Here is a 23,324-nt window from a genome sequence, read left to right on the forward strand (position 1 = left end):
GCTCCTCATTTTTTCGGGAAAGTGAGATCCGGGACGGCACGCCACTCAGGTGGGACATCGGGGAGCACGAATTGGTTGCAGTCATGCCCGGGCGGCGTATACATTTTCTGGTACTGGTAATGGGTGGCGATCCGTTTCACCATCTTGCCGATGTCGGGCAGGAAATCGGGGTTCGATTTCAGGTCGGCCGTGGCCATCGTGAAATGGGAAAAGTCCACATAGAAGGTCGAGTTCGCAATCTGCGGCGGCAGCCGGTCGGGATGCTGGGTCATGATGACCGGGATGATCAGGTGGCTGGGCAGCGTGTACCACTGGCTGCGCTCGGCCTCGATCAGGCGCATCGCCTCGTATTCGCGCCGCGTGTAGGCGTGCGCTTCGTACTTGGGGGTATAGATCAGGACCATGCACACGCTCTCGCACATCGCGCGCGCGATCTTGTGGTCGAGGTCGTCCCCGCCGCCGAGCTGCTCGGTATCGACGAAGAGTTCGTCCTCGGTGTCGAAATAGGGTTCGAGATAGCAGTGCAACGCGTCCGCCAGCGCTGTCTTGAAGCGCTGCATCAACGCGTGTTTTCCATGGGCGTAGCTGAAGAAGCAGCCGTACCGGATTGCCATTGCCATTCCCCTCGTCAAGACGCCTGCCGGCCCGCAGACGCATCCATCACTCTAGCGGCGCGTTCCCTCGTCATTTTGCGGGCGCACAAACGCGCCAGCCTCGGGTCCGCCTCGCGAGGCCGCCGGCAGCACCGCCATTTCATAAGGCATAATCGAACGCAACAATTAAACACCAACAAGAGGAGATGCCATGAAAGCGATCGTCTGCAAGGACTGGGGTCCGGCCGATAGTCTCGAACTGCAAGACCTGCCCGACCTCGTGCCCGGCCCCGGCCAGGTGGCCGTCGACGTGCGCGCGGCCGGGGTGAATTTCCCCGATGTGCTGACGGTGCAGGGCAAGTACCAGGTCAAGCCGCCCCTGCCCTTCACGCCGGGCAACGAGTTCGCCGGCGTCGTACGCGCCGTCGGCGACGACGTGCGCGGCTTCGCGGTGGGCGACCGCGTGATCGGCTTCACCCAGACCGGCGCCTTCGCCGAACAGGCGCTGGCGCCCGCCACGGTGCTGATGCCGATGCCGCCCGGGATGGATTTCGACACCGCCGCCGCGATCACCCTCACTTACGGCACTTCGCACCATGCGGTGGTCGACCGCGGTCAACTAAAGGCTGGCGAGACGATGCTGGTGCTGGGCGCGGCCGGCGGCGTCGGACTGGCGGCGATCGAGATCGGCAAGGCGCTGGGCGCGCGCGTGATCGCGGCGGCCTCGAGCGCCGACAAGCTGGCGGTATGCCGCGAACACGGCGCCGACGTGCTGATCGACTATACGCAGGAAGACTTGCGCGAGGCGCTGAAAGCGGCAACCGGCGGCAAGGGTCCGGACGTGATCTACGATCCGGTCGGCGGTCCCTACAGCGAACCGGCGCTGCGTTCGATCGCCTACCGTGGCCGCCACCTGGTGGTCGGCTTTGCGGCCGGTGACATTCCGAAGCTGCCCTGGAACCTGATGCTGCTGAAAAGCGCCTCGGTGGTGGGCGTGTTCTGGGGCGATTTCGCCCGGCGCGAACCGCAGGCCAACCTGGCCGCGATGCGCGAGATGCTGGGCTGGATGGCCGAGGGCAAACTCAAGCCGCTGGTGTCGAAGCGCTATGCGCTGGCGGAGACGGCGCAAGCCTTGAATGACATGGCCGCGCGCAAGGTGACGGGCAAGGTTGTGATCGTGCCTTGACGCTTGCCGTAGGGTGGACGGCTCCGCTGTCCAAGCGGTGATCGCTCACGCACGCCTGGCCGTGTTGGTGGAATCTGGCCGATTTCGTAGGGTGGGCGCCCCGTGCCCACGCAGATGCTTGCGTTGTGTTGGCCGCATTTGAAGGCCAACACGGTGCGAAGGTCCGCGTGGGCACGGGGCGCCCACCCTACAAAAGCATCAGCAAGATCTGCCAGCATGATCGTGCGGACGATAACTATCACCGCGTGGGCGGGAGACCCGCCCACCCTACAGGTCTATTCCACGGGCTTGAAGAAGGCGATGACCTCTTCCTGCACGCGCGTACGCTTGAACGGCGGCAAGCTCTGCCAGATCCGCCGCCCATACGGCTTGCTGATCAAACGCGGATCGCAAATCATCAGCACACCACGGTCGTCGACGTCGCGAATCAAGCGCCCCGCGCCCTGCTTCAGGGTGATGATCGCTTCCGGCAGCTGGTGGTGCATGAAGCCGTTCATGCCCTGCTTTTCCATCACCTCGATGCGCGCCGCCAGCACCGGGTCGTCCGGCGGGGCAAACGGCAATTTGTCGATGATGACGAGCGAGAGCGCGTCGCCGCGCACGTCCACGCCTTCCCAGAAACTCTGGCTGCCCACCAGCACGGCGTTGCCGGCGCTCCGGAACGAATCGAGCAGTTCGGTACGGCCGCGCTCACCCTGCACGAACAGCGGGAAATCCAGCCCGCGCTCGGCGAATTCCGTGCGCAGTCGCTCGGCGACGCGGTTCACGGCGCGGATCGTCGTGCACAGGAAGAAGGTGCGCCCGCCGGCCGCCTCGATCACCGGCAGCGCGGTGTCGACCACGGCGTCGGTATAGCCCATCGAGTTCGGCTCCGGCATCCCGGTCGGCACGTACAGCACGCCCTGCTCGCCATAATTGAAGGGGCTCGGCCAGGTCAGCGCCGGTTCGCCGGTCAGGCCCATCTGGTCGGCGAAATGCTTGAAATCGTTCTTCACCGCCAGCGTCGCCGAAGTGAAAATCCAGGTGCGCGGCGTGCCTTCGCGCTGGTTCTGAAAGATCGGCGCGATCGACAGCGGCGTCTTGTGCAGCTGCAGCGAGGAAGCAAAGGCCTCCACCCACAGCACGGCCGCTTCGCCCTCGAGCACCTTGGCCTTCGGATCGGCCTTCCAGGCATCGTAGGATGCCTTCAGCTCGACGGCGCGCACGCGGCACGCTTCCAGCGTTTCGGCCCGCTGGGCCTGCTCTTCGAGCACGTCGATCAGGCCATCGAGCTCGTCCTTCAGCGTCTGCAGCGCCGGGAAAAAGGCGGAGGTCGGGGGCACTTGCGGCAGCGACATGCGGGTGCCGCCTTCCGGGAAGGTCAGGCGCAGGTCGCGCGCCGCCTTTTCGACCACGGTCACGGTCTTGGCCCAATCGGGGCCGCGCGCATGGGCCAGGCCCTCGGCGAGAACGTCGCGGCACAGTTCCAGTACCTGCGAGGTCGACACCGACTGGCCGAAGAACAGGGTCGCGGTGTCGGGCAGCTGGTGCGCCTCGTCGAAGATGACGGTGTTGGCCGAGGGCAGCAGCTCGGCCACGCCGGTATCTTTTAAAGCCACGTCGGCGAAGAACAGGTGGTGGTTGACCACGACCACGTCGGCCTGCTGGGCCTCGCGCCGCGCCTTCATGACGAAGCAATCCTGGTAGTACTGGCACTCGGCGCCCATGCAGGTGTCGCGCGTGGACGTCACCAGGTTCCAGACCGAGGCGGTTTCGGGCACCTTGGCCAGTTCGGCCTTGTCGCCGGAACTGGTCATCTTGATGAAGCGCGAGATTTCGCGCAGGTGGCCGACGTCGTCGCGCGAGGTCAGGCGGCCGTTCTGCAGCGTGCGCTCGAGATGGAAGTGGCAGACGTAGTTCGAGCGGCCCTTGAGCAGGGCCACCGACACCGGCGCCTTCAGGGCTTGCCGGATGGTCGGTATATCGCGCAGGAACAACTGGTCCTGCAAGTTCTTGGTCCCGGTCGAGACGATGGTCTTGCCGCCCCACAGCAGTGCCGGAACGAGATACGCGAAGGTCTTGCCGGTGCCGGTGCCGGCCTCGGCCATGAGCACTTTCTGGCCATCGATCGCGGTGGCGATGGCTTTCGCCATCTCGGTCTGCGAGGTACGCGGTTTGAAGGTGCCGACGGCGGGCGCAAGCGGGCCGCCGACCCCGAACAGGCGGTCGAGCTCGGCATCGTACTTGCCGGCTGGCTCTTGCGGCGGGTGGTCGGCAGGAATGTCGGCGCCGGCGGCGCCGGGCACGGGAAGATGATCTGTCAAAATGGAATGATGGTGCGCTTGAATGCGGGCCGAACAGCAATCAGGCCGGCACGTCCGGCACGAGTTGCATTTTCAGCAGGGTGATATGGTCTTTCAGCTGCAGTTTACGCTTTTTCAGGCGGCGCAGCTGGAGCTGGTCGGCATGGCCGTCCGCGGTCAACATGGCAATGACTGCGTCCAGGTCGCGGTGCTCGACGTCGAGTTCAATAATGCGGCGCTGGATGTCTTGGACATCGGTCATGATGGCGGTTCCAAACGAATTTTTCAACAACGAGGGCGGGCGGGGGCGGCACGGCGGCAAGGCGCTGTACCGTATAAGAGCACCTGAAAAAGCCTCAGGGCAAGGCGCGGAGTCGAAGACAGTACATTAGTACGGCGAGACGACGCAACGCAGCCATGAGGTTTTTTCAGGCGCTCTGCTAATGGCTTGCAACTCTGGGGCTTCTCGGTGCATAGTTTAATCTACCAAGAGGTTGCCGCCAACAAAGATCGGCTCCCAAGCCACGGAAAGCATCAAAGTTTATGAATCTCTTCAAGATCGAAGCGGGAACCGCGCAACACATCGGTAACCGTCCGCGGCAAAACGACCGGGTCGCCCTGCTGACCGGCGCCAGGGCCCCGGGCCACGTACTGGCCGTGCTGTCCGACGGCTTGAACGGCCCGGCCGGCGCCGACCAGGTGCTGCATACGGCCAAGCAAGTGTTCGACAGCTTCAAGCCGGGCGACACGCCGAACCCGGAACGCCTGGCCCAGTTGCTGCGCGATATCGTCCAGGAAACCCACCTCGTCATCAAGATGAACGCGGTCACCACCGGCGAGGAAGCGCATGCCAGCTTTGTCGGCCTGCTGATCTCGCCGCACGGCGAAGCGGTCTGGGCCCACGTGGGCGATTCGCGCCTGTACCGCTTCGAGAACGGCGAACCGGTGCTGCGCACCGACGATGCCGCTTATATCGAACAGCTGGTGGCGGACAAGCTGCCGCCCGAAGCCGCGCGCAACCACCGCCGCTCGAAAATGCTGCTCAATGTGCTGGGCAACAGCCGCAAGGAACCGTTCGTGACAGTCGGCTGGCAGATGGGGATGGCGCCGGGCGACCAGTTCCTGCTCTGCTCGGACGGGCTGTGGCATTTCTTTACCGATGCGGAGCTGGGGGCGGCGCTGACAAGGTCGACGCCGCGCCAGGCGTCGGAGATGTTGATCAGCAAAGCGGCGGAGCGGTCCCAGGGCAAGGGGGGGAATTGCTCGATGGTGATCGTAAAGTTGGTAAAGGCGTTGCCGGAGGGCGCAGGAGTGTTTGGAGTGACGCCAAGTCGAAGTTGACAGTAGTTGACGCGCACTGAATATGCAGGCGTTCGACCGCGTGGGCTCAAGAGCCCACCCTACGGTGCGCCACTGCCGCAGACATGGCTACAGTTAGCGGGCTGGCGCGGCGGCTTTGTCTTTCTCGGCCTGTTGCGCGGCGCGTTTGGCGGCGCGTTCGGCCTTGCGCTGGGCGACTTCGCGCTGGCGCTCCTCGGATTTACGGCGGCGCTCCTCGAACGCGGCGGCATTCGCGGCGCGGGCGGCGGCGTTGGCCGGTTCCGCCGCCGCTTCCTGGGCGGCGCGCGCATTGCGTTTGGCAATGCGGCCGGGCACCGACGAGGGACGTGGCGACGGCACCGGGCTGATCGTCTTTGGTGGCGCGGCCGGCTGGGCGGCTGCTGCGGCTTCCTCGGCCTGGAACCGGGCCTCGGCTTCGGCCATCGCCTTGTCGCGCTCGTCGACCTTGTTCTTGCGCAGGAAATATTCGGCTTCGATTTCGATCGCGCGCTGGGCAGCGAGCGCGCTGCGGCGCCGTTCCTTGGCTTCTTCGAGGCAGTTGTTGACGAAGAATTTCTCGTAACAGACGATTTCCCGTTCGGCATGGCGCGCCTCGATCGCGGCGCGCTCGGCGGCCACGTCGGCCAGGCGTGTGTTGGCCTGGGCCACAGAAGTGGTCGGCGCAGGGGGCGTGCTGACGGCGGCGGGACGCTGGGTGCCGCAGGCGGCCAACAAGGCTGCCACCAGGAATGCGCCGCCATGGCGCAACATGCGTTGTGCTCGTATCATCTTGCTCCTTCTTGTTTTTCTAGGCAATGGCATCGGCGGCGCCGCGCCGTTCGGCCAGCATGTATTCGCGCGACTGCATCTCGATGATACGCGAGACGGTCCGGTGGAATTCGTTCGCCAGCATACCCTGCGTGTAGAGTTCCTCCGGCTCGACCGCCGCCGACATGATCAGCTTGACCTTGTGGTCGTAGAACACGTCGATCAGCCAGGTGAAGCGGCGCGCTTCCGACGACTGCCCGGCCGACATGGCCGGGATGCCGGACAGGATCACGGTGTGGAAGCGCGTGGCCAGTTCCAGGTAATCGTTTTGCGAGCGCGGACCGCCGCAGAGCGTGGCGAAATCGAACCAGATCACGCCGCCCGCATGGCGCAGCGCGCGGATCTCGCGATTCTCGATGTGCACGATCGGGCTTTCGTCGGCGGTGTCGGCGACCTTGGCATACGCTTCGCGCAGCATGCGGTCCGACGTGGCGTTCAGCGGCGTGTAATACGCCTGCACCTGCTCCATCGCGCGCTTGCGGTAGTCGTTGCCGGCGTCGACGTTGAGGATGTCGAGCTTGTCCTTCAGCAGCGCGATCGTCGGCAGCATGCGGTCGCGGTGCAGTCCGTCCGGATACAGCGTCGACGGCTCGTAGTTCGAGGTCATGACGAAGCTGACGCCGTTGTTGAACAGGGCGGAGAGCAGGTTGTACAGGATCATCGCGTCGGCGATGTCGGAGACGTGGAATTCGTCGAAGCAGATCAGGCGATACTTCCTGGCGATGCGCTTGGCGACTTCGTCGAGCGGGTCGGCCACGCCCTTCAGTTCATCCAGTTGGCCGTGGACGGCGCGCATGAATTCGTGGAAGTGCAGGCGCGTCTTGCGCACCACCGGGACCACGGAATAGAAGGAGTCCATCAGGAAGGACTTGCCGCGCCCTACCCCGCCCCACATGTAGACGCCCTTCGGCACGTCGGGACGGTTGAGGAGGCGCTTGAAAGCGGACGACCGCTGGGCCTTGTACTGGACCCAGTCGTCGTACGCCTGCTGGAGGCGGTCGACCGCGGCCTGCTGGGCGGGGTCGGAAGTGAAGCCGCGCTCGGTGAGGGCGTGCTGGTAGTACTCTTGGACGTTCATTTGACGCAGTCGTAAAACGTAGGGTGGGCATTCATGCCCACGCGGTGATACGTGACGGCGAGATCGTCGAACACGATCACGGAGCCGGTACGTATCACCGCGTGGGCACAAGTGCCCACCCTACGGTATTGCTTAGAAATTCAGCGAACGCTTGTCGACCGCCAGCGCCGCTTCCTTCACGGCTTCCGACAGCGACGGGTGCGCGTGGCAGATACGGGCGATGTCTTCCGACGAGGCCTTGAATTCCATCGCGACGACGGCTTCCGAGATCAGTTCCGACGCGACCGGACCGACGATGTGCACGCCCAGGATTTCGTCCGTGGTCGCGTCGGCCAGGAATTTCACCATGCCCGAGGTGTCGCCCAGCGCGCGTGCGCGGCCGTTGGCGAGGAACGGGAAGGTGCCGGCCTTGTACGCGACGCCTTCGGCTTTCAGTTGTTGCTCGGTCTTGCCGACCCATGCGATTTCCGGCGAGGTATAGATCACCCATGGAATCGTGTTGAAGTTGACGTGGCCATGCTGGCCGGCGATACGCTCGGCAACGGCAACGCCCTCTTCCTCGGCCTTGTGCGCCAGCATCGGGCCGCGCACGACGTCGCCGACCGCCCACACGCCCGGCAGGCTGGTGCGGCATTCGTCGTCGACGATGATGAAGCCGCGCTCGTCCAGCGGCAGGCCGACGGATTCGCCGTTCAGGCCGATGGTGTTCGGCACGCGGCCGATCGAGATGATCAGGCGGTCGAAGGTGGCGGTCTGCTCGGCGCCGGTGCTGTCGGCGTAGGCGACGGTGACGTCGTTCTCGCCCTTGGTGATCGCGCCGATCTTGCATCCCAGGTTGATCTTGAGGCCCTGCTTGACGAACAGTTTATGGGCTTCCTTGGCGATCTGCTCGTCGACAGCGCCGAGGAAGGTCGGCAAGCCTTCCAGCACGGTGACGTCGGCACCGACGCGGCGCCACACCGAACCCATTTCCAGGCCGATGACGCCGGCGCCGATCACGCCGAGCTTGCCCGGCACGGCGTCGATCGCCAGTGCGCCGGTGTTCGACAGGATCAGTTTCTCGTCGAATTCCGCGCCCGGCAGCTGGCGTGCGTTGGAACCGGTCGCGACGACGACGTTCTTGGCGGTCAGCGTGTCGGTGGTCGGGCCGCTGACGTTGATGGTGTAGCCGCCTTCCGCAGTGCCGGCGAACGCGCCGCGGCCGTGGAAGAAGGACACCTTGTTCTTCTTGAACAGGTACAGGATGCCGTCGTTGTTCGCCTTGACGACCGAATCCTTACGCTTGAGCATTTGCGGCAGGTTCAGTTCCAGGCCCGACACGTTGATGCCGTGCTCGGCAAAGGCGTGGCCGGCGTGCTCGAAGTGTTCCGACGACTGCAGCAGCGCTTTCGACGGGATGCAGCCGACGTTGGTGCAGGTGCCGCCTGGGGCAGGTTTACCGGCCGCGTTGCTCCACTCGTCGATACAGGCAACCTTGAAACCCAGCTGGGCCGCGCGGATCGCGGCGATGTAGCCGCCAGGACCGCCACCGATGACGACGACGTCGAATTGTTTTTCGTTACTCATGAATGATTCCTTAATTGTTCTTCTGGGACAAAAATCCACATCAGGAGATACACCAGCGCTCCGAAGCCGGAGGTGAGGATGGTGAACACGGCAAAGAGCAGGCGCCAGATCCAGGCGTCCAGGCCCAGGGTGCCGGCGAGGCCGCCGCACACGCCGCCGAGCCAGCGGTCGGTGCGCGAACGGCGCAGGGAAGAAAAGTCGCCGGCGCCGTTGCGGGCAGTGAAGCCATAGCCACTGCCATCCTTGTTCAGGTTGACGCGCTCGTCGGGACTCGCCCCCGCCAGGACTTTCGCCTTGGCGCGTTCGAACTCGTCGGTGGTCAATGCACCGGCCTGGTGCAGTTCGTGCAAACGCCGGATTTCATCGGAGATCATGATGGGTGCTCCCAATGTTAAGTGGACGCGCCGCGAATCGGGCGCGTCCACTTCCTGACATGACTTCTACAACGGAAATTACAAGTGATTTACAGGTCCAGCAGCAGGCGTGCCGGATCTTCCAGCGCATCCTTCATGGCGACCAGGCCCAGCACGGCTTCGCGGCCGTCGATGATGCGGTGGTCGTACGACATCGCCAGGTAGTTCATCGGACGGATGACGATCTGGCCGTTTTCGACGACGGCGCGGTCTTTCGTTGCGTGCACGCCCAGGATGGCCGACTGTGGCGGGTTGATGATCGGGGTCGACAGCATCGAACCGAAGGTGCCGCCGTTCGAGATCGAGAAGGTACCGCCCGACAGGTCTTCCAGGGTCAGCTTGCCTTCTTTTGCCTTCTGGCCGAATTCGCCGATCTTCTTCTCGATCTCGGCGATCGACATCTGGTCGGCGTTGCGCAGGATCGGCACCACCAGGCCGCGCGGCGAACCGACGGCGATACCGATGTCGAAGTAGCCGTGGTAGACGATGTCGTTACCGTCGACCGAGGCGTTCAGGATCGGGTACTTCTTCAGTGCGGCAACGGCGGCCTTGACGAAGAAGGACATGAAGCCCAGCTTGACGCCGTGCTCTTTCTCGAACTTGTCCTTGTACTTGGCGCGCAGGTCCATCACCGGCGCCATGTTGACTTCGTTGAACGTGGTCAGGATGGCGTTGGTCGACTGCGATTGCAGCAGGCGCTCGGCGATACGGGCGCGCAGGCGGCTCATCGGCACGCGCTCTTCCGGACGGTCGCCCAGTTGCGCGACCGGTGCGGCCACTTGCTGCAGCGCTGGCTTGGCAGCGGCAGCTGGTGCAGGCGCTGGTGCAGCGGCTGGCTTGTTGGCAACCGCGTTCAGGGCGTCGCCCTTGGTGACGCGGCCATCGCGGCCCGAGCCGTCGATGCCGGCTGGGCTCATGCTGTTGTCGGCCAGGATCTTGGCGGCGGCAGGCATGGCGACGCCGGACATCGAGCCACCGGTGGCGGCAGCTGGTGCAGCAGGAGCGGCAGCGGTTTCGATCGGTGCGTTCGGTGCGGCCGACGGGATCGCCTTGACTGCCAGCGGGCTGGTCTGTGCCGAAGCTTCGGTATCGATGATGGCGATGACTTCGCCGGCAACGACGGTGGCGCCATCGGCCTTCAGCAGTTGCACGATCACGCCTGCGCTTGGCGCCGGCAGTTCAAGGACCACCTTGTCGGTTTCGATGTCGATCATGTTTTCGTCGCGACCGATCGGCTCGCCGACCTTCTTGTGCCAGGACAGCAGGGTTGCTTCAGCGACCGATTCCGACAGTTGCGGGACCTTGACTTCGATTTGTGCCATGTAAAACTCCGTTAAATTATTCTGTGTTCTTCGAAAAACGCCCGACCGGCGCGCAGGCTGGTCGGGCGTGACGATATTACTTAGTCAGGATGAAGCCCTTGAGCTTCGAGAACGCCGTGTCGAGCAATTCCTTCTGCTGCGCCACGTGCTTGTCCGAGTAGCCGACAGCCGGAGCCGCCGAGGCCGGACGGCCGGCATATGCCAGGCGCTGACCTTCGTCCATGTTTTCGAAGATATTGTGCTGGATCTGGAACCACGGACCCTGGTTTTGCGGCTCGTCCTGTGCCCACACGACTTCGGTCGCGTTGCTGAATTTCTTGAGTTCGGCGGCGAACGACTTGTGCGGGAACGGGTACATCTGTTCCATGCGGATAATCGCGACATCGGACACACCGCGCGTCTTGCGTGCGTTGACCAGGTCGAAATACACCTTGCCCGAGCAGACGATCACGCGCTTGACCTTCGACGCTTCGATCTTGTCGTCGCACTCGCCGATCACGGTCTGGAAGGCGCCCTTGGCCAGGTCGGTCAGCGGCGAGCCGGCGTCCTTGTTACGCAGCAGCGACTTCGGCGTGAAGATGACCAAAGGCTTGCGGAACTGGCGCACCATCTGGCGGCGCAGCAGGTGGAAGATCTGGGCAGCGGTGGTCGGCTGCACGACTTGCATGTTGTTGTCCGCGCACAGCTGCAGGAAGCGCTCGATACGGCCCGACGAGTGTTCCGGACCCTGGCCTTCGTAGCCGTGCGGCAGCATCATGACCAGGCCCGAAGCGCGGCCCCACTTCACTTCGCCCGAGGCGATGAACTGGTCGATCACGACTTGCGCGCCGTTGACGAAGTCGCCGAACTGGGCTTCCCAGATCGTCAGCGTGTTCGGTTCCGCGGTCGAGTAGCCGTACTCGAAGCCGAGCACCGCTTCTTCCGACAGCACCGAGTCGATCACGGTGAACTGCGCCTGGTTGTCCGACACGTTGGCCAGCGGCAGGTAGATGCCCTGGTCCCAGCGTTCGCGGTTCTGGTCGTGCAGCACGGCGTGGCGGTGCACGAAGGTGCCGCGGCCGGCGTCCTGGCCCGACAGGCGGATCGCATAGCCCGACGACAGCAGCGACGCATAGGCCAGGTGTTCGCCCATGCCCCAGTCGAGGTTCATTTCGCCGCGGCCCATGGTGGCGCGGTCGGTCAGTACCTTGTCGACCAGCGAGTGCGGCTTGAAGCCTTCCGGCACCTTGGTGATGCGTTCGGCCAGGCGCTTCAGTTCGGTCAGCGGCACGGCGGTATCGGCCGCGTCGGTCCACTTCTTGTTCAGGAACGGCGCCCAGTCGACGGCGAACTGGTTCTTGAAGTTGGTCAGCACCGGATCGACCGTGTGCTTGCCGGCGTCCATCGCGTCGCGGAAGGCGGCGACCAGCTTGTCGCCTTCGTCGGCGGCGATGGTGCCTTGGGTGGCCAGCTTTTCCGCGTACAGCTTGCGGGTGCCCGGGTGCTTGGCGATCTTCTTGTACATCAGCGGCTGGGTCAGCGCAGGCGTGTCCTGCTCGTTGTGGCCCAGTTTGCGGTAGCAGATGATGTCGACCACGACGTCCTTGCCGAACTCGACACGGTAGTCGAGTGCAATTTGCGTAGCAAGAACAACAGCTTCAGGATCGTCGGCGTTCACGTGCAGCACCGGCGCTTCGATCATCTTGACCACGTCCGAGCAGTACAGCGTCGACCGGGCGTCGCGCGGGTCGGAGGTGGTGAAGCCGATCTGGTTGTTGATGACGATGTGGACCGTGCCGCCCGTGCCGTAGCCGCGGGTCTGCGCCAGGTTCAGGGTTTCCATGACCACGCCCTGACCGGCGAATGCGGCGTCGCCGTGCACCAGGATCGGCAGCACTTCCTTGCCCTTGCGGTCGCCGCGGCGTTCCATGCGCGCCTTGACCGAACCCTCGACGACCGGGTTGACGATTTCCAGGTGGGAAGGGTTGAAGGCCAGCGACAGGTGGACCGGGCCGCCCGGGGTCGAGACGTCGCTCGAGAAGCCCTGGTGGTACTTGACGTCGCCCGACGGCAGGTCGTCGGCGTGCTTGCCTTCGAATTCTTCGAACAGTTCCGACGGCGCCTTGCCGAGGGTGTTGACCAGCACGTTCAGGCGGCCGCGGTGGGCCATGCCGATGACGATTTCCTGCACGCCTTTTTCACCGGCGCGCTGGATGGTTTCGTCCATCGAGGCGATGAACGACTCGCCGCCTTCGAGCGAGAAGCGCTTGGCGCCGACGTATTTGGTGTGGAGGTAGCGTTCCAGGCCTTCGGCAGCCGTCAGGCGCTCGAGGATGTGGCGCTTCTTCTCGGCCGAGAAGGTCGGCGTGGAGCGGATCGATTCCAGGCGTTCCTGGATCCAGCGTTTTTCGGTCGGGTCGCTGACGTACATGAACTCCGCACCGATCGAGCGGGTGTAGGTGTCGCGCAGCATTTGCAGCAGGTCGCGCAGGGATGCGCTCTCGCCGCCGAAATAGGTGTTGCTGATGTTGAATTTGGTGTCGAGGTCGGCGTCGGTGAAGCCGTAGAACGACGGATCGAGCTCGGGAATCGGCGGACGTTCCTGGCGCTGCAGCGGGTCCAGGTTGGCCCAGCGCGAACCGAGGTAGCGATAGGCGGCGACCAGCTGGGTCACGGCGACGCGCTTGCGTGCCATTTCCGGGTCGGCTTCGCCGGCGCTGGCGGTCACGGTGCGGATCGGGCCCTGCTTGGCGCGCTCGGCGAACGAGGCGATGACCGAGGAGTGGATCACGTCGGGACGCGAGCTGCCGTCGACGGCAGGCACGTTCTGCATGCTGTCGAAATAGGCACGCCAGTTCTCCGGCACCGATCCTGGGTTGTTCAGGTAGGCTTCGTACAACTCTTCCACGTACGGCGCATTACCGCCGAACAGGTACGAGTTTGCAAATTGTTGTTGCATCATTCTTGCTCACCTTTTCTTCGCGCTTCGCGAGTTTGGCGGGTTAATCTAACCTTCCGCGACACGGCCTGACCGGTTAGCGGATTGCAACTAGACATCAAGTTGTGGGGGAAGGACAGATGGGATAGGAGTTTCTCGCCACCCCATGATATTGGGCAAGTCACCTGACCTACCACAATAGCGGGGGCTATTGTAACGCAACAAGCGGTGTGCATAAGGCGCGGACTGAATTTTGTTGACCACCTAAATGATAATAGTTATCATTTGCGTTGTGTACTCAACAGGAATCTTGCATGTCTGTCCAGAACCCGCCGCGCTCCGCCCCGTCTGCGCCCGCCGCCCTGCCCGGTGCGCGGCGTTCGCTGTGGCTGAGGACGCTGCACCAGTGGCACTGGATCAGTTCGGCGATCTGCCTGATGACGATGTTGCTTTTTAGCATTACCGGTTTTACGCTGAACCATGCGGCGCAAATCGAAGCCAAGCCCGAGGTCACGCGCAGCAAGGCGACGGTGCCGGCGGTGCTGCTGCCCGCCCTGCGCAGCTATGCCGAACAGCACGTCGACGCCGAGGCGCCGGTGCCGCAACAGCTGGCCGAATGGGCCAACAGCGCCTTCCCGGTCGACCTGCGCGGGCGCTCGGCGGAATGGAGCGAGGAAGATGCCTACATCGCCCTGCCGCGTCCGGGCGGCGACGCCTGGCTGCGCGTCAGTTTCGAAGGGACCGCCGAATACGAAGTCACCTCGCGCGGCGCCATTTCCTGGCTTAACGATCTGCACAAGGGCCGCAATACCGGCCCGGCGTGGAGCTGGTTCATCGACATCTTCGCATTCGCCTGCCTGGTCTTTTGCATTACCGGTTTCCTGATCATGAAGATCCATGCCGCCAACCGGCCGTCGACCTGGCCCGTGATCGGCTTCGGCATCGTGCTGCCGGCCGTGCTGGCGCTGCTGTTCATCCATTGATTCCATCTTTCGTCTACCACCTCTATATAGAAGGCATTGCATGAAACTGTCTCCCTCGCTCGCCATTGCCCTGCCCTTGATCTCGGGCGGCGCCGTGGCTGCCGACCTGTCGGTGAAATTCGAACTGCCGCAGCTGAACGTGGCCGAGTACCACAAGCCGTATGTCGCGATGTGGATCGAAAAGGGCGACGGCGCCGTCGCTTCCACGCTGGCTGTGCTGTACGACGTCAAGAAGAAGGACAACGCCGGCGAGAAATGGGTGAAGGATATGCGCACCTGGTGGCGCAAAGCGGGCCGCGAAGCCCAATTGCCGATCGACGGCGTCTCCGGCGCCACCCGCGCCGCCGGCACCCATACATTGACCTTCGGCCCGGCCAGAACCGGCATCGACAAGCTGCCGGCCGGCGACTACAAGCTGGTCGTCGAAGCCGCGCGCGAAGCGGGCGGACGCGAACTGGTGCGCGTGCCGTTCACGCTGCCGGCCAAGGGCAAGGTCGCTGCCAGCGCCAACGGCAAGGAAGAGCTCGGCGCCGTCTCCATCAACATCCAATAAGGGAACCATCATGCATAACTCCTTCCGCAGTTCATTCGTTAAGCATGGCGTCCTGGTGTTGATCCTGGCGGCCACCGCCGGCGCGGCCAGCGCCCACCGTCCGTGGATGCTGCCGACCTCGACCATCGTCGAAGACAAGGGCTGGGTTACGATCGACGGCGCCGTCTCGGAAGGCCTGTTCGACGTCGACCACATGCCGCTGCGCATGGACGGCGTCACCGTCACCGCCCCCGACGGCTCCACCGCGCCGGCCCCGGCCGCCGTGATGGGCAAGATGCGCTCCTCGATCGACCTGCCGCTGCCGCAGGAAGGCACCTACCGCATCGCCCTGGTCAGCAACAATGCGATGGGCAGCTACAAGCTCGGCAACGAAGTGAAACGCTTCCGCGGCAGCGAAGCGGATTTTGCCAAGCAGGTGCCGGCCGGCGCGACCGATGTGCGCAAAACCTTGACCCACCAGCGCATCGAAACCTTCGTCACCAACCACAAGACCAGCGAAGGCGCGCTCAAGCCGACCAACGCCGGCCTGGAAATGGTGCCGCTGACCCACCCGAACGACCTGCGCGCCAACGAAACCATGCGCGTACGCTTCCTGTTGGATGGCAAACCGCTGCCGAACCTGCCCTTCAGCCTGGTACCGGGCGGCGTGCGCTACCGCGGCGTGGCCGGCGAAATCCGCCTGACGACGGACGCCAAGGGCGAAGCCAGCTTCAAGCTGCCAGCCGCCAACATGTACTGGATGAACGCGGCCTACCCGCCGAATCCGGGCAAGGGCGCAGCGGACACGGGGCCGGCGGAAAGCAAGCGTTACGCCTATACCGCCACGCTCGAAGCGTTGCCGGAGTAAGAGGTTTCCTTGCCGTCCTCCCAGAACACGGTTCTCGTCCCGCTCGCCATCGACCCTGTCGCCATCCCCGGCGGCAGCGTGCTGCACGAGGCGTCCGGATCGACCATGGGAACAAGCTGGTCGGCTCGCCTGCTGTTGCCGCCCGGCGTGAGCAGCCATCTCGGGCAGCAGATGCAGCTGGAACTCGACGGCATCGTCGCCGAGATGAGCCACTGGGAGCAGGATTCCGTGCTTGGCCGTTATAACCGGGCGCCGGCCGGCAGCTGGCATGCCCTGCCGCCGCGTTTCGTGGAAGTGCTGGAGTACGCGCTGCAAGTGGCGTCCGACAGTGGCGGCGCCTACGATCCCTTCGCCGGCGCTTTAGTGAACCTGTGGGGTTTCGGTCCCGAACGGCGCTACAACCAGCCGGAGTTCTATGCGCCGGCGCCTGCGGCCGTGCAGTCCGTAGTGTCGCGGCGCGCCGCGCAGCACCCCCAATTCGACCGTGCCAACGCGCGCCTGCTGCAGCCCGGCGGCGCCCTGCTCGACTTCTCGTCCATCGCGAAAGGCTATGCCGTCGACCGCCTCGCCTGGTGCCTGGAACAGCACGGCGTGCGCCATTACGTGGTCGAGATCGGCGGCGAGCTGCGCGGGGCCGGCATGAAACCCGACTGCCAGCCCTGGTGGGTCACGCTCGAAGGCGTGCCTGGCCTGGACAGCGCGCCGACAGTAGCCGCCCTGCACGGCCTGGCGGTCGCCACTTCCGGCGACTACCGGCGCTTTTTTGAACACGGCGGTGAACACGGCGCGCTGCGCGCCTCGCACACGCTCGATCCGCGCAGCGGCTATCCGGTCGCCAACGACGTCGCTTCCTGCACGGTGCTGCACGCGCGCTGCATGGCGGCCGATGCGCTGTCCACCACCATTACCGTACTCGGCGCGCAGGCGGGCCTGGCGTTTGCCGAAGAACGCGATCTCGCCGCGCGCCTGCTGCTGCGCCGCGGCGGCGGCCTCGACGAACTGACGACAAGGGCCTACCAGGCCATGCTGCAATGATGCTCACCATCGATCCCGCGCGCTGGGCCAGCGCCATCACCCTGGTCGCCGCCTGGGGCGGTTTGTGCGCGGCCATGCTGCGCAAACCGGCGGCTGCGGCGCCGACGGGCACGGCTGACTGGCTGGTGGTCTACGCCAGCCAGACCGGCAATGCCGACTACCTGGCGCAGCAGACCGCCGCCACCCTGTCCACCGGCGGCCTGTCGGCGCGCGCCGTGTGCGTGTCGAACCTGGACGCCGCCACGCTGGCCGGCGCCACGCGCGTCCTGTTCATCGCCAGCACCTATGGCGAGGGCGACTCGCCCGACACCGCCGCGCGCTTCGCCGGCGTGACAATGGCGGGCGCCCCCGACCTGTCGCACCTGCACTACGCCGTGCTGGCGCTGGGCGACAGCAGCTACGCCAACTACTGCGGCTTTGGCCGCGCCCTCGACGCCTGGCTGGGGGCACAAGGCGCCACCGCCCTGTTCGAGCGCATCGACGTCGACCGCGGCAATCCGGATGCGATCGCCGTCTGGCAGCACCAGTTGAGCCACCTGGCCGGCACCAGCGACCTGCCCGACTGGGAAGCGCCGGCCTATGGCGAATGGCGCATCCTCGAGCGCACCCGGCTCAATCCCGGCAGCGCCGGCGCCCCGCTCTACCGCATCGCCCTGGTGCCGCGCGCCGGCGCCCTGCCCGACTGGGAAGCGGGCGACCTGGTACAGGTCTGCGCCCCGGCCGACCCGGCGCAGCCGCGCGAATACTCGATCGCCTCGGTCCCAAGCGAAGGCCGCATCGAACTGCTGGTGCGCCTGCAGCAGCATGCCGACGGCAGCGCCGGCGCCGCCTCCGGCTGGCTCTGCCTCGACGCCGGCCTCGACGCCACCATCGCGCTGCGCGTGCGCGCCCACGCGCGCTTCCGCCTCGGTGAGAACGCCGCGCGCCCCTTGCTCCTGATCGGCAACGGCACGGGTCTGGCCGGCCTGCGCGCCCTGCTCAAGGCACGCATCGACGCCGGGGTGCACGACAACTGGCTGGTGTTCGGCGAACGCAACGTGCGCCATGACTTCCTGCTGCGCGACGAACTCGACGCCTGGCGCGAGGCCGGCGCCCTAACCCACCTCGACCTCGCCTTTTCGCGCGATGATGACGGACCGCGCTACGTGCAGCACCTGCTGGCCGAGCGCGGCGACGCCCTGCGCGCGTGGATCGCGCGTGGGGCGGCGATCTATGTCTGCGGCAGCCTGCAGGGGATGGCGAGCGGCGTGCACGAGGCGCTGGCCGCGGCGCTCGGAGCCGAGGCGCTCGATGCGCTGGCGGTGCAGGGGCGCTATCGGCGCGACGTGTACTGATCGACGTCCTGCCAGCGCATACAGGCGCCGGCCGCGCCGCGGGTACGCGTCTGCCTGGCGCGCGGGCATGCCCGCCCTACGGTGCACCACCCGTAGCAAGTTCATGGAACCGTCGTGTACCGTAGGGCGGGCATGCCCGCGCGGTCGTGCTTATCCCTTCGCATACCGTCTCCGCAAGGCCGTTGACCGCGTCGCCCCAACAATTCACGAAACAAGAACGCGAATGATAACGATTCTCGTTTACATATCTTAACATCTTCACTAGAATGCTCGTCAGCCAAACAAGAAGCGCCCGCCTCCGCAGGCGTCCTCCAAAACGAGAGAAAACAGGAAGACCATGCAACCGATCAAGAGCCGCAAGCACGCCCCCAGCCGTTTCAACCAGCACGTAAGCGCCGCCCTGGCGACGATGCTGCTGCCGCTGGCGGCCGGCGCCGCCGACGCCCCGCAGGTCCACGACGACGCGGCCAGCGCGCCGGTGTCGAAGGTCGAAGTCGTCGGCAAGACCGAAAACGACTTCAAGGCCGAGCGTGCGGCCTCGCCGAAGTACACGGAAAAGCTGGTCGATACGGCGCAGTCGGTGCAGGTCATCAAGAAGGAACTGATCGAGCAGCAAGGCGCGCTGACGCTGACCGAAGCGCTGCGCAACACGCCCGGCGTCGGCGCCTTCTTCCTCGGCGAGAACGGCAACACGAATACCGGCGACGCCATCTTCATGCGCGGCTTCGACACCTCGGGCAGCATCTTTGTCGACGGCGTGCGCGACGTCGGCTCCGTCTCGCGCGACGTCTTCAACCTGGAACAGATCGACGTCGTCAAAGGTCCGGCCGGTACCGACAACGGCCGCGGCGCGCCGACCGGTTCGGTCAACCTGGTCTCGAAAAAAGCCAACATGACCGACGCGCTGTCGGGCTCCGCCACGGTCGGCAGCGGCAAGCAGAAGCGCCTCACGGCGGACGTCAACACGGTACTGAACCAGGAACGCGGCATCGCCCTGCGCCTGAACGCGGTGGCGCAGGATTCCGGCCACGCCGCGCGCGACGTCGTCAACGACAAGCGCTGGGCGATCGCGCCGAGCCTGGGCTTCGGCCTGAACGGCCCGACCCGCGTGGTGCTCGATTACCTGCACGTCGACCAGGACAACATCCCCGACGGCGGCGTGCCGACCATCGGCCTGCCTGGCTACACCAGCCCGGACCGCACCCGTCCCGAAATCAGCGCGGCGCCGATGGTCGATCCGCAGAATTTCTATGGTTCCAGCGCCGACTACGACAAGATCAAGGCCGACATGGCCACCGTGCGCGTCGAGCACGACTTCGCGCCGGGCTTCAAGCTGCACAACATCGCGCGCTACGGCCGCACCAGCCAGGACTACCTGCTGACCGCCTTCATGGGCACCTCGGCGAACATCGGCACCACGCCCGCCACCATCAACGACCCGAGCGCCTGGACCCTGGTGCGCAATACGCGCACGATCAAGGACCAGTCCAACAAGATCCTCACCAACCAGACCGCGCTGACTTCGCAGTTCGGCACCGGCGCGCTGCAGCACACGCTGGTGACCGGCCTCGAATTCACCAGCGAAAGCCAGGTAAGCTATTCGTACATCCCGGCGAGCCTGGGCACCGTCGGCGTCGCCGGCCGCACCAGCCTGTACAACCCGGACCCGAACGCGGCGCCGGTCGGCGTGGCGCCGCGCCGCAGCGGCGCCTACAACGACGCCACGGTCGACACGCAAAGCCTGTACGTCTTCGACACCATCAAGATCGGCGACAAGTGGATCATCAACGGCGGCGTGCGCGCCGACCACTACAGCGGCGACTACACGGCGGTGGCGGCAACCATCGTCAACAACGCCACCACCGCGCTCACGCCGACCCACTTCAAGGTCGGCGACACGCTCGTCAACGGCAAGCTGTCGGTGCTCTACAAGCCGACCGCCAACAGCAGCGTGTATGCGATGGCGGCCAGCTCGAAGCAGCCCCCGGGCGCGAACTTCACCGTGTCGGGTAACCTCAACAGCGCCCAGAACCCGATCTACGATCCGCAGGAAACGCGCAGCACCGAGATCGGCGCCAAGCTCGACCTGTTCAAGCAGAAGCTGTCGCTGTCGGCCGCCCTGTTCCGCACCGAGGTGAAGAACGAAGTCGAACAGGACCCGGTCGACCTGCAGTACTACCAGACCGGCAAGAAGCGCGTGCAGGGTGTGGAACTGGGCGTGGTGGGCGAACTGGCGCGCAACTGGCTGGTCAGCGCCGGCTACCTGTACATGGACACCAGCGTCGAAGCGGGCCGCTTGATCACGGCCGGCGGCGAAAACGCCCTGACCTACACGCCGAAGAATTCGTTCACGCTGTGGACCTCGTACGACCTGCCCTTCGGCCTGAAGGTCGGCGGCGGCGCGCGCTATGCGGGCCGCCTGCTGCGCGGTACCGACGGCGCCGTCGGCACCCCGGCCTATGCCGATTCGTACTGGGTGTTCGATGCGATGGCCTCGTATGCAGTCACTCCGAACCTCGACCTGCGCCTGAACGTCTACAACGTCGGCGACGAGCGCTATGTCGCGGCGATTAACAAGAGCGGCTACCGCTACACGCCCGGCACGCCGCGCGCGGCCAGCCTGACAGCCAACCTGCGCTTCTAAACTTTTCACTGTTTCTCAACCTATCTCCTCCCTGAGATTTTGCGCCCCTCGCCGTTCGCGGCGGGCGGGCGTTTTTTTCGTCCGGCCGCAAGCTTGGCCTAGAATGGCGTGCCACCACTTTCACTGCGCGCCTCTTGAAAATATCGATCGGCCTTCGCCTGTTTGCCTCGGTCCTGCTGGCCATCCTGGCGGTGGCGGCGAGTGCCGTCTATCTGCTGCGCCAGAACGTGCTCGAGGGCTTCGGCGACTACGCCGTCCAGATCGAACTCGACCGGCTCGACGAACTGTCGAACGAGCTGGCGCGGCGCTACGCCCGGCATGGCAGCTGGGACTTCGTGCCGGCGAGCGGCCGGCGCGAGTGGATTGCGCGCGAGCTGGCGCGCTTGCAGGATGAGCGCGAGGCGCGTGCCTTTGCAAGACCGCCTGCGCCGGCCGCGCCGGTTGCGCCTTTTTCCGCAACCGGCGCCGTCCCACCCGTTACGCCGCCCGCCCCACCCGCGCCGCCGGCGCCTCCCTTGCCGCCACTGCCGCCGCCCGCGCTCGCCGACGCACCGGCCCCCGACGACGGCGCGCCGCTGCAGTCGCGCATCACCCTGTTCGACGCCGCCGGCAAGCGCATCGCCGGCCGTCCGCCCGGCACCCTGCCCCTGGCGCGGCGCCCGATCATGGTCGACGGCCGTACGGTCGGTGCGCTGGCGGTGGCGCGCACGGCGCGGCCGACCGATGCCCTGGCCTATACCTTCCTGCAGCAGCTCGGCTCCAGCCTGTGGCCCATCGCCGCCAGCAGCGTGCTGCTCAGCGCCCTGGTGGCGACGCTGCTGGCGGCGCACTTCCGCCGTCCGATCGGGCGCCTGGCGCAAGGCGCGCGGCTGCTGTCCGAGGGCCGCTTCGAGACGCGCCTGGTCGACGGCCGCAGCGATGAACTGGGCGAACTGGCGCAGCATTTCAATCGCTTGGCGGCGCGCCTGGAAGGGGCGGAAGATGCGCGCCGCCAGTGGGTGGCCGACACCTCGCACGAATTGCGTACGCCGCTGGCGGTGCTGCGCGCCCAACTGGAAGCGCTGCAGGATGGCGTGCGCAATGCCGATCCGATTCACGTCGCCGCAATGCTGCGCCAGGTGCTCGCGCTCTCCAAAACGATCGACGACCTGTATGCGCTGGCGCGGGCCGACGTCGGCGCCCTTGACTGCCGGCGCGAACCGTTGCATGTGTGGCAGCTCGCGCGCGAGGAAGCGGACGCGTTTGGGGATCGCCTGCAGGCGGCCGGGCTGGTGCTGGAATGGGCAGAGCCGCCGCCGCATGCCGCCGTGCTGGCCGACCCCGACCGCATGCGCCAGGTGCTGCGCAACCTGTTCGAAAACAGCCTGCGCTATACGAGCGCGCCCGGCCGCCTGCTGCTCTCGGCCGAGGTGGGCGCCGGACGCGTCGAACTGCACCTCGACGACAGCGCGCCGGGCGTGCCCGATGCAGCGCTGGCGCGCCTGGGCGAGCGCTTCTACCGCGTCGACGCCTCACGCAGCCGCACGGGCGGCGGCGCCGGACTGGGCCTGGCGCTGTGCCGGCGCCTGTTGGAGGCGCAAGGCGGCGCGCTGCGCATCGCGCATTCGGCGCTGGGCGGGCTGCGCGTGACCGTTTCGCTGGCGTTGTCGACCTCATGAACACCATCGCCATCGTCGAAGACGAGCCGGAACTGGCAAGCCTGGTCGCCGACTACGTGCGCGCGGCCGGTTTCAATCCCGTGGTATTCGGCGACGGCGCCGTGGCGCTGGCCGCGATCCGTGCGCAGGTTCCCGCACTGGTCGTGCTCGACCTGATGCTGCCCGGCCTCGACGGGCTGAGCTTGTGCCGCGAAGTACGCGCCTTTTCCAGCGTGCCGATCGTGATGGTGACGGCGCGCGTGGAAGAAATCGACCGCCTGCTCGGCCTCGAACTGGGTGCCGACGACTACCTCTGCAAACCGTTCAGCCCGCGCGAACTGGTGGCGCGCATCAAGGCCATCCTGCGCCGCAGCGGCGCATCAATCGGGCCGCTGGCGATCGACAGTGCGGCCCGGCGCGCCAGCGTGCATGGCCAGCCGCTCGACCTGACGCCGACCGAATTCGACCTGCTGGCCGCACTGGCGCGCCGCCCCGGCCAGGTGTTGTCGCGCGCCCAGCTGCTCGCCGCCGCGCACCAGGACAAGCTGGAAGTCACCGACCGCGCCGTCGACAGCCACGTCAAGAACCTGCGGCGCAAGATCGAGGCCGCGGCACCGGGCCTGGAGCCGATCCGCTCGATCTACGGCCTGGGGTACCGCTTCGATCCTTGAAGCCTAACGAAGCACAGACCTGTAGGGTGGGCGGCTACACCTCTTCCTTTCGCGTATCGCAGCATTTGCGCCGCCCACGCGTCCAACCAGCCAGTGATTCGTCGCGAGGTTTCAC

Annotated in this window: 19 protein-coding genes; 10 read left to right on the forward strand and 9 right to left on the reverse strand. The window is 65.7% G+C overall.

Translation table 11 applies throughout. The features are described 5' to 3' along the window. Positions 1-5: 5 nt before the first annotated feature. Positions 6-614 carry a toll/interleukin-1 receptor domain-containing protein gene (locus IFT60_RS06400; protein ID WP_192050716.1) on the reverse strand — a complete coding sequence of 203 codons (609 nt, stop codon included), beginning with the start codon at positions 612-614 and terminating at the stop codon, positions 6-8. A 190-nt stretch (positions 615-804) separates the two neighbouring features. On the opposite strand from IFT60_RS06400, the gene IFT60_RS06405 reads away from it, so the two are divergent. Further along, entirely contained in the window at positions 805-1,779 is a 975-nt protein-coding gene (locus IFT60_RS06405; RefSeq protein ID WP_192050718.1) for an NADPH:quinone oxidoreductase family protein, read from the forward strand. A 275-nt stretch (positions 1,780-2,054) separates the two neighbouring features. Here IFT60_RS06405 and yoaA read toward each other — a convergent pair whose 3' ends face one another. Then, complete coding sequence (gene yoaA / locus IFT60_RS06410) at positions 2,055-4,082, reverse strand: DNA repair helicase YoaA (protein WP_192050721.1); 2,028 nt, start codon at positions 4,080-4,082, stop codon at positions 2,055-2,057. Between the two features lie 40 nt (positions 4,083-4,122). After that, positions 4,123-4,323 (reverse strand): YdcH family protein, encoded by a 201-nt coding sequence (locus IFT60_RS06415; protein WP_056333185.1) that lies wholly within the window; start codon positions 4,321-4,323, stop codon positions 4,123-4,125. A 281-nt stretch (positions 4,324-4,604) separates the two neighbouring features. On the opposite strand from IFT60_RS06415, the gene IFT60_RS06420 reads away from it, so the two are divergent. Next, entirely contained in the window at positions 4,605-5,402 is a 798-nt protein-coding gene (locus tag IFT60_RS06420) for a PP2C family protein-serine/threonine phosphatase (protein WP_192050723.1), read from the forward strand. A 93-nt stretch (positions 5,403-5,495) separates the two neighbouring features. Here IFT60_RS06420 and IFT60_RS06425 read toward each other — a convergent pair whose 3' ends face one another. From IFT60_RS06425 to IFT60_RS06450, 6 genes are all read right to left on the reverse strand, one after another. Beyond that, a complete protein-coding gene (locus IFT60_RS06425; protein ID WP_192050725.1) occupies positions 5,496-6,170 on the reverse strand; it encodes a hypothetical protein in 675 nt (224 codons plus the stop codon). Positions 6,171-6,189: 19 nt separating this feature from the next. After that, positions 6,190-7,287: a cell division protein ZapE gene (zapE, locus tag IFT60_RS06430; protein ID WP_192050727.1), complete on the reverse strand. Its 1,098-nt coding sequence runs from the start codon at positions 7,285-7,287 to the stop codon at positions 6,190-6,192. A 132-nt stretch (positions 7,288-7,419) separates the two neighbouring features. Further along, positions 7,420-8,853 (reverse strand): dihydrolipoyl dehydrogenase, encoded by a 1,434-nt coding sequence (gene lpdA, locus IFT60_RS06435; protein WP_192050729.1) that lies wholly within the window; start codon positions 8,851-8,853, stop codon positions 7,420-7,422. Then, positions 8,850-9,230, reverse strand: coding sequence for a PspC domain-containing protein (locus tag IFT60_RS06440; RefSeq protein WP_192051125.1), 381 nt, complete (start codon positions 9,228-9,230; stop codon positions 8,850-8,852). The genes lpdA and IFT60_RS06440 overlap by 4 nt, the downstream gene beginning before the upstream one ends. A gap of 86 nt (positions 9,231-9,316) precedes the next feature. Next, the gene (gene odhB / locus IFT60_RS06445) at positions 9,317-10,588 is read right to left on the reverse strand and encodes a 2-oxoglutarate dehydrogenase complex dihydrolipoyllysine-residue succinyltransferase (protein ID WP_192050732.1); all 1,272 of its coding nucleotides are present in this window, start codon (positions 10,586-10,588) and stop codon (positions 9,317-9,319) included. 76 nt (positions 10,589-10,664) lie between these two features. Next, entirely contained in the window at positions 10,665-13,529 is a 2,865-nt protein-coding gene (locus IFT60_RS06450) for a 2-oxoglutarate dehydrogenase E1 component (RefSeq protein ID WP_192050734.1), read from the reverse strand. A 290-nt stretch (positions 13,530-13,819) separates the two neighbouring features. Between IFT60_RS06450 and IFT60_RS06455 the strand changes: the two genes are divergently transcribed. From IFT60_RS06455 to IFT60_RS06490, 8 genes are all read left to right on the forward strand, one after another. Further along, complete coding sequence (locus IFT60_RS06455) at positions 13,820-14,488, forward strand: PepSY-associated TM helix domain-containing protein (RefSeq protein ID WP_192050736.1); 669 nt, start codon at positions 13,820-13,822, stop codon at positions 14,486-14,488. 40 nt (positions 14,489-14,528) lie between these two features. After that, positions 14,529-15,041 carry a DUF2271 domain-containing protein gene (locus IFT60_RS06460; protein WP_192050739.1) on the forward strand — a complete coding sequence of 171 codons (513 nt, stop codon included), beginning with the start codon at positions 14,529-14,531 and terminating at the stop codon, positions 15,039-15,041. A 10-nt stretch (positions 15,042-15,051) separates the two neighbouring features. Next, a complete protein-coding gene (locus tag IFT60_RS06465) occupies positions 15,052-15,888 on the forward strand; it encodes a DUF4198 domain-containing protein (protein WP_192050741.1) in 837 nt (278 codons plus the stop codon). Positions 15,889-15,897: 9 nt separating this feature from the next. Continuing rightward, positions 15,898-16,923, forward strand: coding sequence for an FAD:protein FMN transferase (locus IFT60_RS06470; RefSeq protein WP_229510717.1), 1,026 nt, complete (start codon positions 15,898-15,900; stop codon positions 16,921-16,923). Next, complete coding sequence (locus tag IFT60_RS06475) at positions 16,920-18,257, forward strand: sulfite reductase subunit alpha (protein ID WP_192050743.1); 1,338 nt, start codon at positions 16,920-16,922, stop codon at positions 18,255-18,257. The genes IFT60_RS06470 and IFT60_RS06475 overlap by 4 nt, the downstream gene beginning before the upstream one ends. Positions 18,258-18,594: 337 nt before the next feature. Then, complete coding sequence (locus IFT60_RS06480; protein ID WP_192050746.1) at positions 18,595-20,901, forward strand: catecholate siderophore receptor Fiu; 2,307 nt, start codon at positions 18,595-18,597, stop codon at positions 20,899-20,901. Between the two features lie 134 nt (positions 20,902-21,035). After that, positions 21,036-22,559, forward strand: coding sequence for an ATP-binding protein (locus IFT60_RS06485; RefSeq protein WP_192050749.1), 1,524 nt, complete (start codon positions 21,036-21,038; stop codon positions 22,557-22,559). Continuing rightward, positions 22,556-23,209, forward strand: coding sequence for a response regulator (locus IFT60_RS06490; protein ID WP_192050751.1), 654 nt, complete (start codon positions 22,556-22,558; stop codon positions 23,207-23,209). Before IFT60_RS06485 ends, IFT60_RS06490 begins: the two co-directional genes overlap by 4 nt. Positions 23,210-23,324: the final 115 nt, after the last annotated feature.

The sequence above is a fragment of the Massilia sp. CFBP 13721 genome, assembly GCF_014842025.1.
Taxonomy (GTDB): Bacteria; Pseudomonadota; Gammaproteobacteria; order Burkholderiales; family Burkholderiaceae_D; genus Telluria.